At 75.7% G+C, this 20,946-nt stretch carries 16 protein-coding genes; 8 read left to right on the forward strand and 8 right to left on the reverse strand.

Going from position 1 to position 20,946, the window contains the following annotated elements; all coding sequences use genetic code 11:
• Positions 1 to 356 precede the first annotated feature (356 nt).
• From ACYVGT_RS23760 to ACYVGT_RS23770, 3 genes are all read left to right on the forward strand, one after another.
• Positions 357 to 1,352, forward strand: coding sequence for a C40 family peptidase (locus ACYVGT_RS23760; protein ID WP_460862483.1), 996 nt, complete (start codon positions 357 to 359; stop codon positions 1,350 to 1,352).
• Between the two features lie 435 nt (positions 1,353 to 1,787).
• Positions 1,788 to 2,807, forward strand: a complete 1,020-nt coding sequence (locus ACYVGT_RS23765) for a C40 family peptidase (protein ID WP_460862485.1) — start codon at positions 1,788 to 1,790, stop codon at positions 2,805 to 2,807.
• Positions 2,808 to 3,454: 647 nt separating this feature from the next.
• On the forward strand, positions 3,455 to 4,627 hold the full coding sequence (locus ACYVGT_RS23770) for a glycosyltransferase family 4 protein (protein ID WP_460862487.1): 1,173 nt from the start codon (positions 3,455 to 3,457) through the stop codon (positions 4,625 to 4,627).
• A 203-nt stretch (positions 4,628 to 4,830) separates the two neighbouring features.
• Here ACYVGT_RS23770 and ACYVGT_RS23775 read toward each other — a convergent pair whose 3' ends face one another.
• Positions 4,831 to 6,627, reverse strand: a complete 1,797-nt coding sequence (locus tag ACYVGT_RS23775; protein ID WP_460862490.1) for an AMP-dependent synthetase/ligase — start codon at positions 6,625 to 6,627, stop codon at positions 4,831 to 4,833.
• 332 nt (positions 6,628 to 6,959) lie between these two features.
• On the opposite strand from ACYVGT_RS23775, the gene ACYVGT_RS23780 reads away from it, so the two are divergent.
• Positions 6,960 to 7,415, forward strand: coding sequence for a hypothetical protein (locus tag ACYVGT_RS23780; protein ID WP_460862494.1), 456 nt, complete (start codon positions 6,960 to 6,962; stop codon positions 7,413 to 7,415).
• Positions 7,416 to 7,516: 101 nt separating this feature from the next.
• Here ACYVGT_RS23780 and ACYVGT_RS23785 read toward each other — a convergent pair whose 3' ends face one another.
• From ACYVGT_RS23785 to ACYVGT_RS23800, 4 genes are all read right to left on the reverse strand, one after another.
• The gene (locus tag ACYVGT_RS23785; protein WP_460862496.1) at positions 7,517 to 8,302 is read right to left on the reverse strand and encodes a sulfite exporter TauE/SafE family protein; all 786 of its coding nucleotides are present in this window, start codon (positions 8,300 to 8,302) and stop codon (positions 7,517 to 7,519) included.
• A 274-nt stretch (positions 8,303 to 8,576) separates the two neighbouring features.
• Positions 8,577 to 9,149 carry a rhodanese-like domain-containing protein gene (locus ACYVGT_RS23790; protein ID WP_460862498.1) on the reverse strand — a complete coding sequence of 191 codons (573 nt, stop codon included), beginning with the start codon at positions 9,147 to 9,149 and terminating at the stop codon, positions 8,577 to 8,579.
• Positions 9,150 to 9,411: 262 nt separating this feature from the next.
• Positions 9,412 to 10,785, reverse strand: coding sequence for an MBL fold metallo-hydrolase (locus ACYVGT_RS23795; RefSeq protein ID WP_460862501.1), 1,374 nt, complete (start codon positions 10,783 to 10,785; stop codon positions 9,412 to 9,414).
• Between the two features lie 149 nt (positions 10,786 to 10,934).
• Positions 10,935 to 11,204, reverse strand: coding sequence for a metal-sensitive transcriptional regulator (locus ACYVGT_RS23800; protein WP_460862503.1), 270 nt, complete (start codon positions 11,202 to 11,204; stop codon positions 10,935 to 10,937).
• 196 nt (positions 11,205 to 11,400) lie between these two features.
• Here ACYVGT_RS23800 and ACYVGT_RS23805 point away from each other — a divergent pair, with 196 nt between their 5' ends.
• Complete coding sequence (locus ACYVGT_RS23805; protein ID WP_460862505.1) at positions 11,401 to 12,375, forward strand: ROK family glucokinase; 975 nt, start codon at positions 11,401 to 11,403, stop codon at positions 12,373 to 12,375.
• A 100-nt stretch (positions 12,376 to 12,475) separates the two neighbouring features.
• On the opposite strand, the gene ACYVGT_RS23810 is transcribed toward ACYVGT_RS23805, so the two are convergent.
• Positions 12,476 to 13,318, reverse strand: a complete 843-nt coding sequence (locus ACYVGT_RS23810) for a lysophospholipid acyltransferase family protein (protein ID WP_460862507.1) — start codon at positions 13,316 to 13,318, stop codon at positions 12,476 to 12,478.
• A 598-nt stretch (positions 13,319 to 13,916) separates the two neighbouring features.
• Here ACYVGT_RS23810 and ACYVGT_RS23815 point away from each other — a divergent pair.
• A complete protein-coding gene (locus ACYVGT_RS23815; protein ID WP_460862510.1) occupies positions 13,917 to 14,783 on the forward strand; it encodes a hypothetical protein in 867 nt (288 codons plus the stop codon).
• A 160-nt stretch (positions 14,784 to 14,943) separates the two neighbouring features.
• A complete protein-coding gene (gene macS, locus ACYVGT_RS23820) occupies positions 14,944 to 16,170 on the forward strand; it encodes a MacS family sensor histidine kinase (protein WP_460862512.1) in 1,227 nt (408 codons plus the stop codon).
• Between the two features lie 909 nt (positions 16,171 to 17,079).
• On the opposite strand, the gene ACYVGT_RS23825 is transcribed toward macS, so the two are convergent.
• A complete protein-coding gene (locus tag ACYVGT_RS23825; protein ID WP_460862514.1) occupies positions 17,080 to 17,727 on the reverse strand; it encodes a molybdopterin-dependent oxidoreductase in 648 nt (215 codons plus the stop codon).
• Positions 17,728 to 18,226: 499 nt separating this feature from the next.
• On the opposite strand from ACYVGT_RS23825, the gene aroF reads away from it, so the two are divergent.
• A complete protein-coding gene (gene aroF, locus ACYVGT_RS23830; protein WP_460862516.1) occupies positions 18,227 to 19,270 on the forward strand; it encodes a 3-deoxy-7-phosphoheptulonate synthase in 1,044 nt (347 codons plus the stop codon).
• 190 nt (positions 19,271 to 19,460) lie between these two features.
• Here aroF and thiI read toward each other — a convergent pair whose 3' ends face one another.
• Positions 19,461 to 20,738, reverse strand: coding sequence for a tRNA uracil 4-sulfurtransferase ThiI (thiI, locus tag ACYVGT_RS23835; protein ID WP_460862517.1), 1,278 nt, complete (start codon positions 20,736 to 20,738; stop codon positions 19,461 to 19,463).
• Positions 20,739 to 20,946: the final 208 nt, after the last annotated feature.

Below are 20,946 nucleotides of genomic sequence, written 5' to 3' on the forward strand. Positions count from 1 at the left end.
CCGCCCCTGTGCCGGAATCGCCTGGTTGGTGCGGGCGTGCGGCGCCGCGGCGGCTGTGCGCGCCGTTATTCGTTCGTTGCTGTGGTTGAGGCGGGTTGGCCGGTCCGCTAGTTTTTCCCAGGAGCTAGATTGCCCCGCGCGCACGGGCGCCGCGGCCGTGCCGCGGCCGGCCCCGTGCGGGGCTCCCGACACCAGGCGGGATCGGGCGGTCGTGCTGCCGCGTCGACCGGACCCCGCGCGACGCACCAGGGCCGCGGTCCCCGCTCCCCGGCTGGTGCGCGCCGCGGTCCCGGCGCCGTCCCCTGTCCCCCGTAGCAGCCCGACCAGGGCTCGACCAGCAAGGAGCGTGGACCGCCATGGCGAACAACGGTGGTCGGCGCACGGCCCGCCGGGTTGCGACCGGCCTCGGGGCCGTAGCCGCCGGCAGCCTTATCGCAGCAACCGCCCCCGGGGTTGCCGCCGCCGATCCGGAGCCGACCCGCGAGGACGTCGAGGCGGAGCTCGACGAGCTGAACGAGAAGGCCGGCAAGGTCGTCGACGACTACAACGCCGCCAATGAGGACTACAAGGCGGCCAAGGCCAAGGCCGACGAGCTCGAGGACGAGGTCGGCGGCGAACAGGAGCGCTACGACGGGCTCCGGGAGAAGGTGTCCGGCTTCGCCAGCGCTGCTTACCAGGGCAACGACCTGGACGCGACCTCGGTGGTGCTGAGCGTCGACGACCCGTCCGACGTCATGCAGCACTCCACGGACGTGGACAAGCTGTCCGACGACCAGAAGATCCAGCTGGACGAGTTCAGCGACTCCTCCGAGCGCCTCTTCAAGCTCAAGGACGAGGCCGACGAGTCCCTGGACGAGGCCAAGGAGAAGAAGGACGAGGCCGAGGAGAAGAAGGACGAGGTCGAGGAGAAGATCGCCGAGCAGGAGGACCTGCTGGCGGAGTTCCCCGACGCCGACGGCTCCCCGGCCGGCTCCTCGGGCGGATCGGCCGAAGGCGCCTCCGGCAACGCCCGCGTCGCGCTCGACTTCGCCCTCGGCGAGGTCGGCAAGCCCTACGTGTACGGCGCCGCCGGCCCGGACGGCTACGACTGCTCCGGCCTGGTCATGCGCGCCTGGGGTGCGGCCGGCGTGAGCCTGCCGCGCACCACCTACGGCCAGGCCGAGGCCGGCGCCCAGGTGGGCCGCGGCGAGCTGCAGCCCGGCGACATCCTGTTCTTCAGCGGCCTGGGCCACGACGGCCTCTACCTCGGCGACGGCCAGATGGTGCACGCGCCGCGCACCGGCAAGAACATCGAGGTCGTCCCGCTGGCCGGCTACTGGGACGGGCAGTTCATGTACGGCGTCCGCGTCTGACCCGCAGGGCGGGTGACCGGGATCACCGGACGCCCGCTCAACCGCGCTGCGCCGCCCCGCCGGACCGTGTCCGGCGGGGCGGCGCAGCCGTTTCCGTGGTTTCGGGCCTGGCACAATCCGGGCGCTTAGGTAACGAAACGGTTGAGAGAGGGTCGGGAATGGGCTAATGTTCCGGCGAGCCGGATCGTTGACGCGCCGCCAGCAGGCGGCGGCGATCCGCCGCCGCCGAACTCCGCCGCGCAGGCCCCCGCCGCGGCAGGGAGACCGGACGGCCGCGCGCACGGGCACCCCCCGCCCGCGGGCCCTGCGGGGTCCGCATGCGCCGGCCTCCCCGCGCAACCGGCCGGGAGCACCCGCGCCGGCGGCCGCTGGATGACCGCGGGCCGCTGCGCCCCCTCCGGTAGGCGGTACACGCGAGAAAGGTGGGCCACCACCGTGGACCAACGACGCGAGAACGGCGCCCCCCGCCGCCGCATCGCGGTCGCCGGAGCCCTGGCCGCCGGCACGCTGCTGGCCTCGACCACGGCCACGGGTACCGCGTTCGCCGACCCCACGGCCGATGAGGTCCGGGACAAGATCGAGAAGCTCCAAGAGGAGTACTCCGACCTGGCGGACGCCTACAACCAGGCGAAGCAGGACTACGACGCGGCCCAGAGCAAGCTCGAGGACATCGAGGACGACCAGGCCGGCGTCGAGGAGCAGCTGGAGGAGATGAAGTCGGGCGTGCGCGAGCTCGCCACCGCCGCCTACTCCGGCGCCGACTACACCTCGGTGCCCTACCTGATCAGCGACTCCGGCCCCGAGGACGCGCTGCAGCAGGCGTCCGACCTCGGCTACCTCTCGCAGAACCAGCAGGACCGCCTCGGCAACTATGTCGAGGAGAAGGACAAGCTCGACAAGCTGGTCGCCGAGGCCGACGACACCGCGACCGACGCCGAGGACAAGCTGGCCGAGTCCAAGGAGGCCAAGGAGGACGCCGAGGACAAGATCGCCGAGCAGGAGGAGATCCTGGACGGCCTCACCGAGGACGAGGCCGCCGCGGCCAACTCCGGCGTGGACGGCGGCGGTTCGGGCGGCGGCTCCTACAGCGGCTCCGCCACCGGCGACGCCCGCACCGCGATCGACTTCGCCTACGCCCAGATCGGCGACTCCTACAGCCTGGGCGCCAACGGCCCCGACGTGTGGGACTGCTCCAGCCTGGTCCAGGCGGCCTGGCGGGAGGCCGGCGTGAGCCTGCCGCGCACCACCTACGACCAGATCAACGCGGGCACCCCGGTCTCCTACGACGCCCTGCAGCCCGGTGACCTGGTGTTCTTCTACGACGGCCCGTCCCACGTCGGCCTCTACGTGGGCGGCGGCAAGATGGTGCACGCCTCCAACCCGTCCAAGCCGGTCATGGAGGTGAACATGGCGGACTACTGGTCCGCGGAGTTCAGCGGCGCCATCCGTCCCTAGGGCGTTCGGGGGCGGCCTCCGCAGCGAGAGTGCCGCCGGGTACCCCCGTCGCACGTCCGGCGGAGGAGCCGGGGCGGGGCTCTTCCTTCTCGGGTGAGGAGAACGCGGCGAGGGGCGTGCCAGGGCGCCGCGCAGCAGGGTAGTTGTCCACCCGGTACGCCCGGGGCGTGTTGGGTGGGTGGCGTTCGTCGCGAGCGGTGTCCTGGTGCACCCGTCGCAAGGCCGACGAATGAGTCAGGGCGGGTTTTCCCTGTCGATTGAGGAGAACGCCGCGAGGGGCGTGCCAGGGCGCCGCGCAGCAGGGCAGGTGTCCACCCAATACGCCCTAACTCCTCCTGCCATCACCGGTCCGGCCGCGGCCCCTGTCCAGGCGCCGCGGCCGGACCGTTTCTGCGGTCCGCCGCGCCGGACCGCTGCGCCCGCTGCGCCGCCCCGGCGCTACCGCCGCTCCTCCGGGAGCGCGAGCCCTGCCTGCTCCGGCCCGTCCCACCGGGCGTGCACGGTGCTGCGACCGGACCGGGGAGGTCGGGTCCGCAGCGTCGCGGGGTGCGCGGTCCGAGCCGCCGTCCCTGCCCGGCCCGCGGCGCTGCCGGGGGCATGCCGCGCTGCGCGGCGCCGCCGGCCGGGCGCGCCCTAGACTCGGCGGGATGGGGCGCACGCTGATCATCACCAACGACTTTCCGCCCAAGGCCGGCGGGATCCAGTCCTTCGTGCACGCGCTGGCGCTGCGCCGGCCGCCGGGGTCGGTGGTGGTCTACTGCTCTGATCCGGCGGCGCGGATCGCCGGTGCACCCGGCCCCGGCGCCGTGGACCGGTCGGCTGTGGAGGAGTTCGACCTCGCCCAGCCGTTTCCGATCGTGCGCGAAGCCGCGCCCGTCCTGCTGCCCACGCCGGGGGCCACCCGGCGGGCGGCGCGGATCGCGGCGCTGGAGGGCTGCGACACCGCTCTGTTCGGCGCCGCGGCGCCGCTGGGTCTGATGGCGCCCGCGCTGCGGCGGGCGGGCGTCCGGCGCGCCGTGGGCCTCACCCACGGCCATGAGGCGGGCTGGGCGGCCCTGCCGGGGCCGCGCGCGGCGCTGCGCCGCATCGGTGAATCCGTCGACGTCCTGACCTATCTGGGCGACTACACGCGGCGGCGGATCGCCGGTGCGCTGTCCGCCGGCGCCGCCGCGCGGATGCGGCGGCTCGCGCCGGGCGTCGACAGCCAGCGCTTCCACCCCGGTGCTGACGGCGCGGCCGTCCGCAAGAGGTACGGGCTCGAGGGGGCGCCGGTCGCCGTGTGCGTCTCCCGCCTCGTCCGCCGCAAGGGCCAGGACATGCTCATCCGCGGCTGGCCGCGGGTCCGCGCCGACGTGCCCGGCGCGCGGCTGCTCCTCGTCGGTGGCGGCCCCGACCGGGCGCGGCTGGAGCGGCTGGCCCGCGACCGCGGGGTCGCCGGCTCCGTCGTCTTCGCCGGCGACGTCACCGCCGGGGAGCTGCCCGCGCACTACGCCGCGGGCGATGTCTTCGCCATGCCCTGCCGCACCCGCGGCGGCGGGCTGGACGCCGAAGGGCTCGGAATGGTCTTCCTGGAGGCGTCGGCGACCGGGCTGCCGGTCGTCGCCGGCGACTCCGGCGGCGCCCCCGACGCGGTCCTGGACGGCCGCACCGGCACGGTCGCCGACGGCACCCGGCCGGGGCCGCCCGCGCGCGCCGTTGCGGCGCTCCTGGCCGATCCGGCCCGCGCCGCAGCGCTCGGCGCGGCCGGCCGCGCATGGACCCGCGCGGAATGGGACTGGGACCGCGTCTCCGGCGACCTGGCCGCGCTGCTCGACGGCTGAACGCCCGGTGTGCCTGGTCGGCCGGCGCCGGCCGAGGGCGGAGGCTGGCAGGGGCAGGCAGAGCAGTGCGGCGGAGGCACCCGTCCTTGCCTCCGCCGCACGATGCCGATGCACGGGCGCTGTACCGCGCATCCGGCGGAGGGGCTGCGGCGCTGGCCGCGGCCCCGAAGACCCGCTGCGGGCGCTCGCGGCGCCCGGGCCGGTCAGTCCTGCGCGTAGAGCGCGTCGATCTCGGCGCTGAACTGCTTGGCCACCACGTGCCGCTTCACCTTGAGCGACGCGGTCATCGAGCCGTCGGCCTCGCTGAAGTCGACCGGCAGGATGGTGAACTTGCGGATGGACTCCGCGCGCGAGACCGCGCTGTTCGCCGTGTCCACCGCCTCCTGGATCGCCGCGCGCAGGTCGGCGTCGCCGAGCAGTTCGGTGAGACTGCCCGTCTTGCCGTTCTGCTCCTTCCAGAACTCCAGCGCCTCCGGGTCCAGGGTGATCAGAGCGGAGATGAACTTCTGGTTGTCGCCGACGACCATGCACTGGCTGACCAGGGCGTGGCCGCGGAGCCGGTCCTCGATGACGGCCGGGGCGACGTTCTTGCCGCCGGCGGTCACGATGATCTCCTTCTTGCGGCCGGTGATGCTGAGGTAGCCGTCGTCGTCCAGGGCGCCGAGGTCGCCGGTGCGGTACCAGCCGTCCCCGTCGAAGGCGTCCTCGGTGGCCCTGGCGTTGTTCCAGTAGCCGCGCATGATGTGGTCGCCCTTGCAGAGGATCTCGCCGTCCTCGCCGATCCGGATCGACACGCCCGGGAACGGCGCCCCCACGGTGCCGATCTTGTTGAGCGTCGGCGTGTTGACCGCGGTCGGGGCGGAGGTCTCGGTGAGCCCGTAGCCCTCGATGATGGTGAGGCCCACGCCGCGGAAGAAGTGGCCGAGCCGGCTGCCCAGTGCGGAGCCGCCGGAGACCGCGTGGGTGGCCTGGCCGCCCACCGCGGCGAGGATCTTGCCGTAGACGAGCTTGGCGAACAGCGCGTGCTTCATGCGCAGGCCGAGCGGCACCCGGCCGGTGCTGAGCGCGGTGCTGTAGGCGATGGCGGTGTCGGCGGCGGCGCCGAAGATCTTGCCGCGCCCCTCCGAGACGGCCTTCTGCTCGGCCTTGTTGTAGACCTTCTCGAACACCCGCGGCACGGCCAGCAGGAAGGTCGGCTTGTACACCGCGAGCGTGTCGATGAGCTCCGGGCCGGTCGTGGGGAAGTGGCCCAGGACCGTCTTGGACTCGATGCAGCCGATCTGGATGATCCGCGCGAACGAGTGTGCCAGCGGCAGGAAGAGCAGCGTGGAGCGGCCCTCGAGGGTGAAGACCTCCTCGAGCGGGCCCCGGACGATGTTGAGGATGGTGAAGAGCAGGTTGCGGTGGGTGAGCTCGCAGCCCTTCGGGCGGCCGGTGGTGCCCGAGGTGTAGATGAGCGTGGCGAGCTCGTCGACGCCGCCCGCGGTGCGCCGCTCCTCGACGGCGGCGGCGTCCACGTCGGCGCCGGTCGCGGTGAAGGCGTCCAGGCCGCCGTCGATCTGCCACACGTGCGCCAGGTCCGGCAGGTCGGCGCGGACCTCCTCGACCCGGGCGGTGTGCTCGTCGGCCTCGACGAAGACGGCGGTGGCGCCGGAGTCGCCCAGGATCCACTGCACCTGCTCGGCGGAGGAGGTCTCATAGATCGGCACGGTGACGCCGCCGACCGACCAGATGGCGTAGTCGATGACGGTCCACTCGTACCGGGTGCGGGCCATCAGGGCGACGCGGTCGCCGTGCGCGATGCCGGCGGCGATCAGGGCCTTGGCGACGGATACGACGTCGTCGCGGAACTCCGCGCAGGTGACGTCCCTCCACTGGCCGGACTCCTGCCGGCGCAGCGCCACGGACTGCGGCTCGTCGGCCGCGCGGGCGAAGAGGGTGTCGGGGAGGCGCTGCTCCGCCGAGATCTCGACCTTGACGGGGCGGCTGAATTCGCGCACGTGGTGCTCCTGGACGTACGGGGGCGGCGAGGGACGTGACGACGGTAACAACCATCGGCTACCCGCGGGTAGAACGGGTTCTCGTTCGGTATCCAATGGTGACCGAATGCGGCCGGTCCGGCATGCGCGGCGGCCCGCGCGCCGGGGGAGCGGGCGTGCGGAGCGCCCGGCTGCCGGGCGTGCCCCGCTGCCGGGAGGCGCAGCGCGGGGGCGCCGGGCACCCGCGGAGCCGGTCCGTCGTTACCGTGGCAGAGGCACGGCCGCAGCGGCGCGCGCCGAACCGACGCCCGCGCCTGTCCGGCGCGGCCACGATCAGCAGGGGGCACACCAGGATGGCTGAGCCGAACCAGGGCGGACGCGGTACCGGGGGCGAGCGCGCGAACGACCCCTCCGCCGACCTCATCGACGACGCGCTGCGGCTCGTGGACGACCTGCAGCGGCGGCTGGTCGTGGCCGGCGTGCGGCGCGGGGTCAAGACCGCGACGGCGCCGCCGGCGCGCACCGGCGACGTCTGGGAGGAGGCGATCCGCGCAGAGCAGCCCGAGCCGGAGCCGCCGCTCGACCGGCTCGCCGGAGTGGTCCGCACCGCCGCACCGGAGATCGCCGGCCACCTGGGCCGCGCCGGCGCCGCCCTCTTCGGCGCACTCGGCGACACCTGGCGCATCGTCGAGGGCGAGCTCGAGCAGCAGCGGAGCCGGTCGGCGGAGTCCCGTGGCGCGGAGCCCGGCGGGGCGGAGTCCCGGGGGGAGAGCGGCGCGGCCCCCGGCGCCGGAGGTGCCGGCCGCTGACGCCCCCGTCCACCGGGGCTCCGGGGCGGACCGCACGGCGTCCCGCCCCGGCGGGGTGCGCGCGCCGGGCGCGGCTGAGACGGGGCGGCGGAGGGAGCGCGTCAGCCGGCGAGCAGCTCCGGCGCAGTGAACACGGCCGCCGCCACCCCCGCGGCCACGGCCAGGACGGCCACCGCGAACGCCCGCCTGAGCGGTGCGGGCGGGATGCGGCCGGCCAGCCGGCCGGCGAGCAGCGAGGCGACCGCGGCGGCGCCGACGAAGGCGCCGATCGCGCCGTAGTCCAGCCCCGGAAGCGCGCCGGCGTGCGCCGCGAGCCCGGACACGGCGTTCAGTGCGATCACCACCAGCGAGGTGGCCACCGCCTCGGTGGCGGTCAGCCCGAGTGCCAGGGTGAGCGCCGGAACGATCAGGAAGCCGCCGCCGACGCCGAACACCCCGGTGAGGGCGCCGACCGCTGCTCCGGCCCCCGCGGAGGCGGGCAGGCAGCGGCGCCAGTCGACGCCGTTGTCCGGGGTCCGGCAGGCGCCGCCCGCTTCGGGGGTGCCGCGGAGCATCCGGACGGCGACCACCACCATCAGGGCGGCGAACGCCAGCATCAGCCAGCGCTCCGGTACGAGCCGGCCGAGCGCTGCGCCGGCGAAGGCCGCGGGCAGCCCGACACCGCCGAAGATGAGCGCCACCCGCCAGCGCACGGCGCCCTCGCGCAGCCGCGGCGCCAGTGCCGCCAGGGACGACGCCCCGACCACGATCAGCGAGGCCGGCACTGCGGCCGCCATCGGCAGGCCGACGCCGAAGACCAGCGCCGGCACGGCGACGATGGAGCCGCCCGCGCCGAGGAGCCCGAGCACCGCACCGATGAGCAGGCCGAAGACGATCTCCAGCGTCATCGCGCACACTCCTTCCGGGCCGGTCGCGGCAGCGGGCCGAGCGTGCGGTGCTCCGCCGTGCGGTGCGCGGGCGGGTGCTCCGGGGAAGGCGGCGGGGCGGTGTCGGCGGGCATGTCGGCCTCCAGGGGTCAGACGGGTGCGGCGAGGGGGAGGCTGCACCGGACGGGTGCCGCGTGCCCCGGGCGGTGCGGGGGCCGGCGCGGCGGGGCGGGGAGCGGGCAGCGGGGGACAAGCCCGTCCCGGCGGCGGGACCGCCGCCGGGACGGGCGGCCGGTCAGCCGGCCGGCTGCGTGATCCGGTTCACCGCGGCGTCGATGTCGCCTGCCTCGGCGGGCCGGTTGTAAGGCAGCAGGGAGAGCACCTTGGCCATGGCGCAGCTGTTGCTCAGCGCGGCGAAGGCGAGCCCGCCGCCGATCGCGGCGGCGACGTACTTGGCCGGCTCCCAGGCGATGCTGGCGAGGACCGAGGCCAGCACGATCCCGCCGGCGACCAGGCGGACCTGGCGCTCCATGGCCCAGCGCTCGGTGCCGCGCAGCACCGGCCCGTCGCCGGCGGTCCATGCGGCCATCCCGCCGGAGAGCACCCGGGCGCCGGTCAGGCCGGCACCGGCGAGGGCGGTCCGGCACTGCTCGGCGCGTGCACCGGACTGGCAGACGAGCACCAGCTCGGCACCTGCGGCCTCGGCGATCCGGCCCAGGTGCGGGCCGATCCTGTCCAGCGGCAGGTTGACCGCGCCGTCGATATGCGCGGTCTCGAACTCGCCCGGGGTGCGGACGTCGAGGAACAGGGCACCCCCGGCGGTGTGCAGTGCGCGGGCGGCGGTCGGGTCGATGGTGGTTGCGGGCATGCGGGTCTCCTTGATGCTGGTGGTGGGGTGCCGCGCGGGTGCGCCGCCCCGGCCCGGAAGCTCCGGGGCACGCGGGTGCGCCGGTGGGCCGGGGCGGCCGGGCGGGCCCGGGTACTCCGGGGAGTATCCAGACGGCGCGGGTCCGCGCGGCGCGCCGCCGCTGCGCGGCGGGCTGTCCGGTAAGGTCAGACAGGTCGGGCGGGTCGTGCGGATGGCCGGCGGCGGGCCGCCGGGTGCGCGCCGCCCCAGCCGGGCGGCGCAGTCAGGCCGCCGCGAGCCGGTAGGCCGCGTAGCCGCCGACCAGGTCGGTCACCTCGGCGCGGCCTTGGGCCCGCAGGTAGCTGGCCGCGACGCTGGACCGGTAGCCGCCGGCGCAGTGCACGACGACCGGGCGGTCCGCCGGGAGTTCGCCGATGCGGTCCGGCAGCGCCGCCAGCGGGATGTGAACCGAGCCGTCGATCGCGCCCCCGGCGCGCTCGCCCGATCCGCGGACGTCGAGTACCACCGGTGCGCCCGGCTCGGCCAGACTGCGGGCCAGGTCGGCGGCGCTGGTGCGCGGGGCGCGGGCGGTCTCGGCCGGCGCGGCGGCCATGGCGGCCTCCGGAGCGGCCAGCACGCCGGCGACGGTGTCCAGGCCGACACGGGCCAGCCGGACCACGGTCTCCCGCTCGCGGCCCTCGGGCGCCACCACGAGGATGGGCTGGCCGGGCGTGACCATCATGCCGGCGGTCTCGGCGAACCGGCCGTCGGAGCCGATGTTGATGCTGCCCGCGAAGTGGCCGGCCGCGAAGGCCAGCTGGTCGCGGGAGTCGACCACGACCGCGCCGTCGGCGCGCCGGGCCAGGAACTCCTCGGCGGTGATCGGGCGGGCCAGCGCGTCGATGTCGGCGACCGGGCGGTCCTGGCGGTTCTTCGCCGCGTCGAAGGGGAAGTAGGCGGGGATCGCCTCCTGGCCGTCGGCGACCAGCGCGACGAACTCCTCCATCGGCATCGGCTGCACGGCGTAGTTGGTCAGCCGCTGCTCGCCGATGGTGGAGGTCTTCTCCGAGGAGAGGTTCTTGCCGCAGGCCGACCCTGCGCCGTGCCCGGGGAACAGTCCGGTGGAGTCGGGCAGCGCCATCAGCTTGGTGTGCACCGAGTCGTAGAGCATCGGGGCCAGCTTCTCGGCGGAGTGGCCGAAGGAGGCTGCCAGGTCGGGTCGGCCGACGTCGCCGATGAACAGGGCGTCGCCGGTGAGCACGCCGTAGGGGACGGTGTCGCCGGGGTTCTCGTACACCACCACGCTGACCGACTCCGGGGTGTGGCCGGGGGTGTGCAGGATCTCCAGGGTGACCCCGCCGAGCGGGATCCGCTCGCCGTCGGCCAGGCCGCGGAAGTCGAACTGGGCCTCGGCACCGGAGCCGTAGCCGATCCAGGCGCCGGTGCGCTCGGCGATCTCGAAGTGGCCGGAGATGAAGTCGGCGTGCAGGTGGGTGTTGATCACGCCGACCACGGTGAAGCCGCGCTCGGCGGCGTCGTCCAGGTACTCGTCGACGTCGATGCGCGGGTCGACGACCACGGCTTCGCCGGTGGACTCGTCGGCGATCATGTACGACGCCTGGGAGAGGCAGTCGAGGTAGTACTGGGCGAAGAACACGGGTGGTCCCTTCTTTCCGTCGGGTACTCCGGGGGGTATCCGGAAGGCCTGGTTCGCCCCTGGTTTCCGGCGGGGCGGCCTCCGCGGGCTTCGATACTCCGGGGAGTATCACCGGGCGATGGGTGCGCCGCAGTGCGGCGCGGCGGGCGTCAGGCCAGCGCCAGGAAGAGCTTCTCCAGGTCGGCCTCTGTCATCTCCGGATCCTCACCGCGCTCGCGCGCGCTGTTGCAGTGCCGGAGTCCGCTGGAGACGATCTTGAAGCCCGCGCGGTCCAGGGCGCGGGAGACCGCGGCGAGCTGCTGGAGGGTCTCCGCGCAGTCCTCGCCGTTCTCGATCATCGAGATCACTCCGGCCAGCTGGCCCTGGGCCCGCTTCAACCGGGTCAGGGCGTCACCGACCAGCTCTGGCTTGAGCTCCATCCTCATCACCTCATCCCGCTCCAACATACCCCCCGGTGTACCCATTCCCCGCCGCGGCTGTGGTCCCCGCCACGCGGCGCGGGTCCGGGCTGGGAGCCGCACCCGCACGGGGCGCTGGTCGGACCGGTCTGGACCTTTGGTTTACTCCTGGTGGGCGCGGGCGGCGCGCCCGCACCGAGAGGCACTAGGAGAGGCCATGCCCCCCAGCAGCGCACCGCGCACGTCCCGCGCCCCGGCGATCGGCGTCGACATCGGGGGCACCAAGATCGCGGCCGGAGCCGTCGACGCGGAGGGCACCGTCCTCGCCTCCACCCGGCGGCCCACCCCCTTCGGCGACGCCGCGGCGCTGGCCGAGGCGGTCGCCGCCGCAGTGGCCGAGCTGCGGGCCGAAGTGCCCGGCGCCGCCGCCGTCGGGATCGGCACCGCCGGCTTCGTGGATGAGGAGCGGGCCCGCATCATCCTCGCCGGGAACCTGGGGCTGCGCGGTGAGCCGGTGCGCGACCGTATCGCGGCACTGGTCGGCCTGCCCGTCGTCGTGGAGAACGACGCCAACGCCGCCGCCTGGGCCGAGGCGCGGTTCGGCGCGGGCCGCGGCGCCCGCAACACCGTGGTGGTGACGCTGGGTACCGGCGTCGGCGGTGCGGTCGTCATCGACGGCGAGCTGCGCCGCGGCGGCTTCGGCGCGGCCGGCGAGGTCGGGCACTACCGGATGGTGCCCTACGGCCGCCGCTGCCCGTGCGGCAACCAGGGCTGCTGGGAGCAGTACGCCAGCGGCAGCGCCCTGGCCGCCGAGGCCCGGGACCTGGCGGCCGCCGATCCGGAGCGCGGTGCCCGGCTGCTCGCCGACGCCGGCGGCGACCCCGCGGCCGTGACCGGGCCGGCCGTGACCCGGGCCGCCCGCGACGGAGACCCGGGGGCGCTGGAGTGCTTCGCCCGCGTCGGCGCGTGGGTGGGTGCGGGGCTCGCCGACCTCGCCGCGATCCTCGACCCGGAGCTGTTCGTCATCGGCGGCGGCGTCGCCGAGGCGGGCGACATCGTCCTCGACCCGGCGCGCGCTGCCTACGCCGACGGCGTCACCGGCCGCCGCACCCGCCGCCTCGCCGACATCCGCCCGGCCGTCCTCGGATCCGCCGCCGGCGTCATCGGCGCCGCCGACCTGGCCCTGCGCTGACCCCGCGGAGCAGCCGGGGCGGGCCCGGGGGCGCCGGGCGGACACACGGCGGGCGGGCCGCCTGTCCGCGGCGGCCCGCCCGCCGTGTGCGGAGGCGGGGTCAGGCGGCGGGGGCGCCCGTCCCGGATTCGTCCTGCTTCCCCCTGCGGCGGAGGCGCCAGCGCTTGCGGGGCTCCTGCTCGCGGGCGGTGCGGCGCTCGGCCCGCTCGTCCTTGCGGCGCTGCCGGGCGTCGGCGTGCTGCTCGCGGCGCTCCTCCTTGGCTGCCTGGTCGAGCTCGCGCTTCACCGCCTGCGCGTACCGGTCGACGTACTCCTGCCCGGAGAGCGCCATCAGGGCGTACATGATCTCGTCGGTGACGGCCCGCAGCACCCGCGGGTCCTTCTCCATGCCGTAGTAGCGGGAGAAGTCCAGCGGCTCGCCGAACACCACCTTCGGGCGGATTCCGAGCTTGGGCACCGTGCGCCCGGGAGGCATGATCTTCTCCAGGTTGATCATGGCCATCGGCACCACCGGCGCCCGCGACTCCAGTGCAAGCCGCGCCACTCCGGTCCGGCCGCGGTACAGGCGGCCGTCGGGTGAGCGGGTCCCCTCCGGGTAGATGCCGAGCAGCCGCCCCTGCTTGAGGACCCGCAGGCCGGTGCGGAGCGCGCCCTCGCTGGCCTTGCCGCCCGAGCGGTCGATCGGGATCTGCCCGACGCCGCTGAAGAACCACCGGCTGAACAGGCCTTTCACGCCCGGCCCGGTGAAGTACTCCGACTTGGCGAGGAAGGTGATCTTCCGCGGCAGCGGCAGCGGACCGAAGAAGTGGTCGGAGAAGGACAGGTGGTTGCTCACCATGATCGCCGGCCCCTGGCGCGGCACGTTCTCGACGCCGTAGGCCCGCGGCTGCCAGAGCACCGCCAGCACCGGGCCCAGAATCGCCTTCACAACCCAGTAGAACACCGAGACTCACCCCCGCCCGTGCGGGTGGTATCCGGACATGTGCGTCGGTCCGCCTTCCCCGCTGCCAACAATCGTGCTTATCTTCGCATCGCCGGGGGCCGACCACCAATTGCGCGGCCCGGCCCCGGGGGTGCCGCGGCGCCCGCCGCCGGGTTAGGTTCGAACCCCGCACCGGCGCCGGTGCGGGGCCCGGAGACCGGCACCTGAACCAGGAGGGCCTGATGACACGCGTGCCCGGGGCCGAACCTTACCGCCGGTCTGCCGGACCGGGCGGCACCGGCCCGTGCCGCCGGCCGGCGGCCGCCGCCCCGCGGGCCGCGACACACCCGGCCCTGCGGCGCCCGCGGGTGCCAGCGGCCCTTGCCGTGCGGGCGTTCTCGGCGCAGAGAAGTCGGGAAGATCATGCCATCGGGCACCGAACACTGCGTATCCTCACGAGAGAGGCGTGCGGCACCCCGCGCGGCACCGCTGCTGGCAGCCGCCGCGGTGCCCGCGCGGCACCGGCCGCGGACGGCGAGCGCCTCGGGCGCGCGTGCGGCGGCAACGCGCGCGGGAACGGCGCGCGCAAACGCGGCCGAAGCGGGGAAGGAAGCCAGCGATGACGAACCGCCGCGGAAACGGCCTGCTCGCGGAATCCTACGTCCCGCTCATCCTGCTCCCGCCGGCCTCGGCCGACCGCATGCTCGAAGCACTCGGCGCGCACGGCATCGCCGCGTACGCGGTGCGGCTCGACGCCGACACCCTCGGCGCCGAAGCCGCCGCCGGCGGTGCGCCCGCCGGTGAAGGAGCGCGCGACCACCTCTACGTGGACGAGGGCGCACGCGACGCCGCCGAGCTCGTCCTCCGCTCCGAGCTGCCCGACCTCGCCGGGGGCGCGACCGCCACCGCCGAGCGCGACGACGCCGCCCCCGCCCGGCCGGAGGCCGACGGACCGGGCCGCGCTGCGGGCGGGGCGGCCGGAGCCGGAGCGGCGGAGAGCGGCGCCGCGGGGCCCGAGTCGGCGGACACCGGCACCGATGCCGTCTGGGACGACCTCGTCGCCCGCTTCTACAGCACCGACTCCGACGCTGCCGCGCCCGCCTGGCCGGACGCCGAGAACGTCGGCCCCGGCTCCGGCGACCGGGCCGGCGATCCGGCCGAGGAGCCGGCGGACGACTCCGGCCCCGGCCCCGGCCCGCGCACGGTCCGCCCGGCCGCCGACGGCGACTCCGCGGACGACGGCGGCCACTTCGTGCCGCCGCCCCCGCCGCCGCTTCCCCGCGGCGACCTGACCAGCCGGCTCGCCTGGGGCGGCCTGTTCGGCGGGCCGCTGTTCCTGCTCGGGTCCATGCTGCTCGACGTAGCACCCGGCTGGCCGGCCTTCCTCGCCGTCGCCGCGTTCATCGCCGGCTTCGTGGTGCTCGTGGTGCGGATGGGCGACCGCGCCTCCGGTGACAACGGGCCCGACGACGGCGCTGTCGTCTGAGGCGGCGCCGGCCCGGCTGCCCTGGCGTGCCGGCGCCGCCCCCCGCTTCCGCAGACCGCGGGTGCCCCGCGCGCCCGCGCCGGGAACGCGCTCTGCCCCTGCCCTGCCCGGCGCCCCCGGCCGTGCAGCGGCCCCAGGCGACCCGGGGGAGGAGGACCGCATGGGCTTCGCTGCCCCGCTGTGGCGCGCCATCACCGCCTTCCGGGTGGCGTCCCTGGCCTATGCCGCCTATCTGGCGGCCACCACGCACGCGCTCATCGCCTCGGTACCCGTCGCCATCGCGGTCCTGGCCGTGATGGCCGCCTGGACGGCGGGCAGCTCCTACGCCTATGGCCGGCTGGGCGGCTCCGCTGCCGGTCGCAGCGCCGGCCTGCGGCTCGCGGCCGCGGACGCCGCGGTGGCCCTGGCCTGCCTCGCCGCCACCGCGGCCGCCGTCGAGCCCGGCTACCTCAAGCTCTCCCCGCCGCTGACGACCACGTGGTTCGCCGGTGCGGTGCTGGCGGTGGCGGTCGTCGCGGGCCGGCGGTGGGCGCTCACCCTGGCGCTGGCGCACGGAGTCGTCGACATCGCCGTCCGCGCCGGACTGGGGCTGGAGATCACGGCCGCGGTGCCCCGCGGAGTGGTCCTGCTGCTGCTGGCCGGCTACTGCATGGGCCACCTCGCCCACTCCGCGGCCGAGGCCGAGCGGCGGCTGGCCCAGGCCGTGGCCGCCGAGGCGCGGACCGCCGAGCGGGAGCGGCTGGCCCGCTCCATCCACGACTCGGTGCTGCAGGTGCTCGCGATGGTCCGCCGCCGCGGTGCGGAGGCCGGCGGCGCAGCGGCCGACCTGGGACGGCTCGCCGGCGAGCAGGAGGAGCGGCTCCGCGCCCTCATCGCCACCGGACCAAACCACCGCCCCGCCCCGGCCGGGCTGCTGGCGGCCACCGCACCGCAGCCGGCCGGGAAGGCCGCACCGGGAGGGGGCAGGGCCGCCGGAGCCGATCCTGGCGAGGCCGACCTGAAGGTGCTGATCATGGCGCACGCCGCTGACCGGGTGACCGTGTCCGCGCCGGCCGGACCGGTGCTGCTGCCGGGGCCGGCCGCCGGGGAGGCGGCCGCCGCGGTCGCCGCCGCTCTGGACAACGTGCGCGCCCACTGCCCGCCCCAGACCCGCACCTGGATCCTCATCGAGGACGAGGGCAGCGCGGTGGTGGTCACTGTCCGCGACGACGGACCGGGTATGGATCCGGAGCGCCCGCACCGCGCCGCAGCAGAGGGCCGCCTGGGCCTCGCCCAGTCGGTGCGCGGCCGCCTCCGCGACCTCGGCGGTACGGCCGCCGTCGACACCGCTCCCGGAGCCGGGACCGAGATCGAGATGCGCATCCCGCGGCCGCCGGGCCGCCCCTGACAGGGGCCTTCCCGGGCCGGGCGGCGCATTCCCGGGTGACGGGGCGGCGGCGTGCGCGCCGTACGGGCGGCGCTGCGGAGGGCGGACCCGCATGCCCCGGGAGCACACCGGTGCGGGCGCCCGGACGGCGGTCGCGGGATTCTCTGGCGGACCCCCTGAGCAGCGGAGGGCCGGCACCCGGCCCGGAGCGGCCGGACGGCGGGTGTTCCGGCTCCGGGCCGGTGCGCTGGCGGACGAGCGGGAGGCGCTGCAGCCTGCGCTGGTCCGCTCGCCCTGCCCCGCCCCCGGCATCCGGGGCCCTGCCCGATCCCCGGGCCGGCGGAGTACCGGGACTCTGCAGGCAGCGCGGACGTCCCCGTGCCTGCGGCGGTCCTGCGGCGGCCCGGCGGCGGTGCTGACTCTGACGGGCGCACCCAGGGCCGGTTGGACCGGTGGCGGGGTGCGCGGAAGTGCCTCGGCGGCGGTGCGCCCGGCGGCGAGCTCCTCGCGGAACCCGCTGACGGCGGCGCGAGCGCCGCCCCCACGCCACCGGAGAGCACCACCGGCAGCACCGGTACCGAGATCAGCGGGCGGGCCCGGACGCGTTCCCGGCGCCCCGGGCCGGCGGCCGGACTGCCGCTCGGGCCAAGCGCTCCCGAGCAGGGCGGCCCCGCCGTCGCCCGCGGTGCTCCGCGCGGTGGCAGGGCCCGCGGCAGCGGGGGCCGGCCGCGCTGCCCGGTGCTGTCGAAGGCGCTGCGGTCGTGCACCGCCGCGGTGGACTCCGGCGCAGTCCGGTGTGCGCCGGCCGGCCGGCGCGGGCCCCGCGGCGCTTCCCCGGCTCCCGGTTCCCGGCGCCGGTCGCGCACCGGCGGCGGCAGGGGGCGGCCGCGCGGGCGGGGCCGGCCCGGGGGTACCGCCCGCCGTCCGCGGTCAGTTGAGCGGCGGGCCTTCGCCGGGGGACTCCTGGTAGGAGTAGCGCTGCTCCGACCACGGGTCGGCGAGGTTGTGGTAGCCGCGCTCCTCCCAGAAGCCGCGGCGGTCGGCGGTGAGGTACTCGACCGCGCGCAGCCACTTCACGCTCTTCCAGCCGTACCGGTGCGGTACGACGAGGCGCAGCGGGTGGCCGTGCTCGGGTGCCAGCGGGGCGCCGTGCCGGTGGGTCGCCAGCAGCACGCCGTCGCGGAGGAAGTCGTCCAGCCGGAGGTTGGCGCTGTAGCCGTACTCGCCCCACGCCATCACGTGGGTGGCGTCCGGTCCGGGCGGTGCCAGCTGGACCAGGTCGGCGGTGTGCAGGCCGCCCCAGCGGATGGCCGGGAGGGTGAAGCGCGTCACGCAGTGGAAGTCGGCGACCGACTCGCTGAACGGCAGGTCCTGGAACTCCTCCCAGGTCCAGCGGTGCCCGCCGGGGTCGGCGGTTGCGCCGTAGACGCGCAGGTCCCAGCGGTGCGGGCGGAACCGGGGGACGCGGCCGTAGTGGACGGCCGCCGTCTCGCGCGGGACGTGCTGGCCCGGCGGCAGAGCCGGCCGGTCCTCCGGGCGCGCCGCGGCGGGCCCTGCCCGCGGCTGGTCCTGTGCCACGCCAAACCCCCTCTCCGGCGCCCCCGCGCACTGCCCTCCGGGCAGTTCCGTCGGCACCGCCCCGGCCGCCCATCCTGCCAGCTGGAGACGGCGCGCGCGGCAGCACCCCCGCGGCGGCCGGCGCGCGTGCACCCGGTCGGCGCGCCCGCCGGCCGCGCCCCGTGCGCGACGGCCGCCGGCACGTTTGCTTCCGTGCGGCCCGCACCGGGCCGCGGGCCCGGGAGCGCCCGCACAGCGCGGGATCCGGCCGCGGCGCGTACCCGGCGCCGGGAGCGGGGGCGCGGCGGATGGCCGGCACGCTGGTCGGCGTGCGCTATAGTCGCAGCCATGCAGCAGAGCTTTTGGCGTTTTTATGGCTACCGGCCCCAGGCATGGACGGTCGCCCGCCGAGCGCTGCTCTAACGGACGAACGCGAAAAGCCCCGGGCCGGTCGGCCCGGGGCTTTTTCCGTGCTCCGGGGCCGCCGGCCCGCACCCGGACTCGGAAAGCAGGACCGAACATGGTCATCGTCATGGCGCCCGGCGCCACCTCCGCCGACATCGACGCCGTTGTCGACCTGGTCGCGACCGCTGGCGGCGACGCCTACGTGACCCGCGGCGTCAGCCGCACCATCGTCGGCCTCGTCGGCGACGTCCGCCAGTTCGAGAGCCTCGACCTGCGCGCCATGCGGGGCGTCAGCGACGTCCTCCGCATCTCCGCCCCCTACAAGCTGGTGAGCAGGGAGAACCAGGAGGCCGGGTCGCAGGTGCGCGTGGCCGGAGTGCCGATCGGCGGCGGAGCCACCACGGTCATCGCCGGACCGTGCGCCGTGGAGACCCCCGAGCAGACCCTCGAAGCCGCGCTGATGGCGCGCGCCGCCGGCGCGGCGCTGCTCCGCGGCGGCGCCTACAAGCCCCGCACCTCGCCCTACGCCTTCCAGGGCCTCGGCGAGGACGGCCTGAAGATCCTCTCCGACGTGCGCGACGAGACCCGGATGCCGATCGTCACCGAGGTCGTCGACGCCGCCGACGTGGAGCTGGTCGCCAGCCACGCCGACATGCTCCAGGTCGGCACCCGCAACATGCAGAACTTCGCGCTGCTCCAGGCGGTCGGCGAAGCCGGCAAGCCGGTGCTGCTCAAGCGCGGCATGAACGCCACCATCGAGGAATGGCTGATGGCCGCCGAGTACATCGCCCAGCGCGGCAACCTCGACATCGTGCTCTGCGAGCGCGGCATCCGCACCTTCGAGAAGGCGACCCGCAACACCCTCGACATCAGCGCGGTCCCGGTGGCGCAGAGCCTCTCGCACCTGCCGGTGATCGTCGACCCGTCGCACTCCGGCGGCAAGCGCGAGCTGGTGCTGCCGCTGTCCCGCGCGGCGCTCGCCGTGGGCGCCGACGGCGTGATCGTCGACGTGCACCCCCGCCCGGAGACCGCGCTCTGCGACGGCCCGCAGGCCCTCGCCGACGACGCCGAACTGGCCGAGCTCCGCTCCACCGCCGAGTCCATGGCGGCGCTGCTCGGCCGCACCCTCACCCCGGCCGCGGAGCCGGCCGTCGCCTGAGCTGCGGCGGCCCGGCCGCTCCAGCGCGGCCCGGGAACCGGGCGAGCGCGGGGCCGGGGGAGCAGCAGAGGGCCCTTCGGCTCCTGCCTGGAGCGCAGGCAGGAGCCGAAGGGCCCGCTCGGTAAGACAGCCGGACCGCTGCGGGCCCGCGGGGCGGGCGGGCGCCGGGGGCCGCGCGGCCCCCGGCCGCTCAGAGGCGGCCCGGAGCCGCGTCGCCGCGGAAGCTGGGCTTGTGCAGCTGGGCCGAGCCGCGCAGGTGCTCGGCGAGCTCCTCGGCGTCCAGCCGGCGCTCGATCTGGCGCAGGTCGCCGACCTTCGCCGCCGTCTCCACCTGGCGCGGCGTGAGCAGCGTGCAGCAGTCCTCGTCGGGCAGCTCGGAGATCCGCAGCGTGCGGATCCGGCGCGCCTGGTCCATGATCTCGGTCTTGTCCATGCCGATCAGCGGCCGCAGGATCGGCAGGTCCACCGCGTCGTCGAGCGCGGTCAGGTTCGCCATCGTCTGGCTGGACACCTGGCCCAGTGCGTCGCCGGTGATGAGCGCCTCGGCCCCCAGGTCGTCGGCGAGCGCCTCGGCGGTCTTCAGCATCAGCCGGCGCTGGGCGACGATCTGCAGCCGCTCGGTGCCCGAGCTCTTGAGCTGCTGCTGCGCCTTGCCGAACGGCACCACGAACAGCCGCGAGCCGACCTGGAACCGGTCGAGCTCGCGCACCAGGCTGTACGCCTTGTAGATCGACTCCGGGCCGGTGAACGGCATGCCGGAGAAGTGCAGGAAGTCGACCTTGAGCCCGCGCCGCATCATCCGGTGCGCCGCGACCGGGGAGTCGATGCCGCCGGACATGAGCACCAAGCCGCGCCCGCTCATGCCCACCGGAAGGCCGCCCTGGCCGGGCGTGCCGTCGGTGAAGACGAACGCCTCGTCCTTGTCGACCTCGATGAAGACCGTGTTGTCGGGGTTCTTCAGCCGCACCGGCAGGCCGAACTGCTCCTTGATCCGCGCGCCGATGTGCACGGCCATCTCGGAGGAGTTCAGCGGGAACCGCTTGTCGCGGCGGCGGGCGCGCACCGCGAAGCTGCCGGAGGCGCCGGCGAGGCTGCGCAGCGCGATGTCGGTGATGGCGTCGATGTCCTTGGCGACGCGCCGCACCTGGTGCACCCACACCACGCCCATCACGTCGTGCATGCGCTCGGCGATCGCCGCGACCTCGAGGTCGGACGCGCCGGGCAGGCGCACGATGATGACGCCGGAGCCGCGCTGGCTGACCCGGACCTCGCCCAGGTCGCGCACCGCGTTGCGGATGTTGTTGTGCAGGCGGCGCTCGAAGAGCTTGCGGTTGCTGCCCTTGAGCACGATCTCGCCGAGCTTCATGAGCACGCAGAGCTCGCCCAGTCCGGAGCCGGACGGCGCCGGTTCGGCGGCCGTCCCCGCGGACACGGGCGCTGTGTCGACGGAGTCGGACGTGACTGCCATGGCGGCATCTCCAAGGAGCGTGAGAGGTGGTCGGAGCGGGCCGGTGCGCACGTGCGGCACCGGAACACCGCATCACTCCAGTATCCGGCACACAGGGCACCGGTCGGTACCTCTGCCGGGTCGGATCGGCCGGCGCGCGCGTGGCGCGCGGCACGCCGCCGAGGGGCGCCGGGCGGGCGGCGGGCCGGCCCGGACGCGGGGCAGCGGC

This window comes from Nocardiopsis coralliicola (assembly GCF_054779695.1).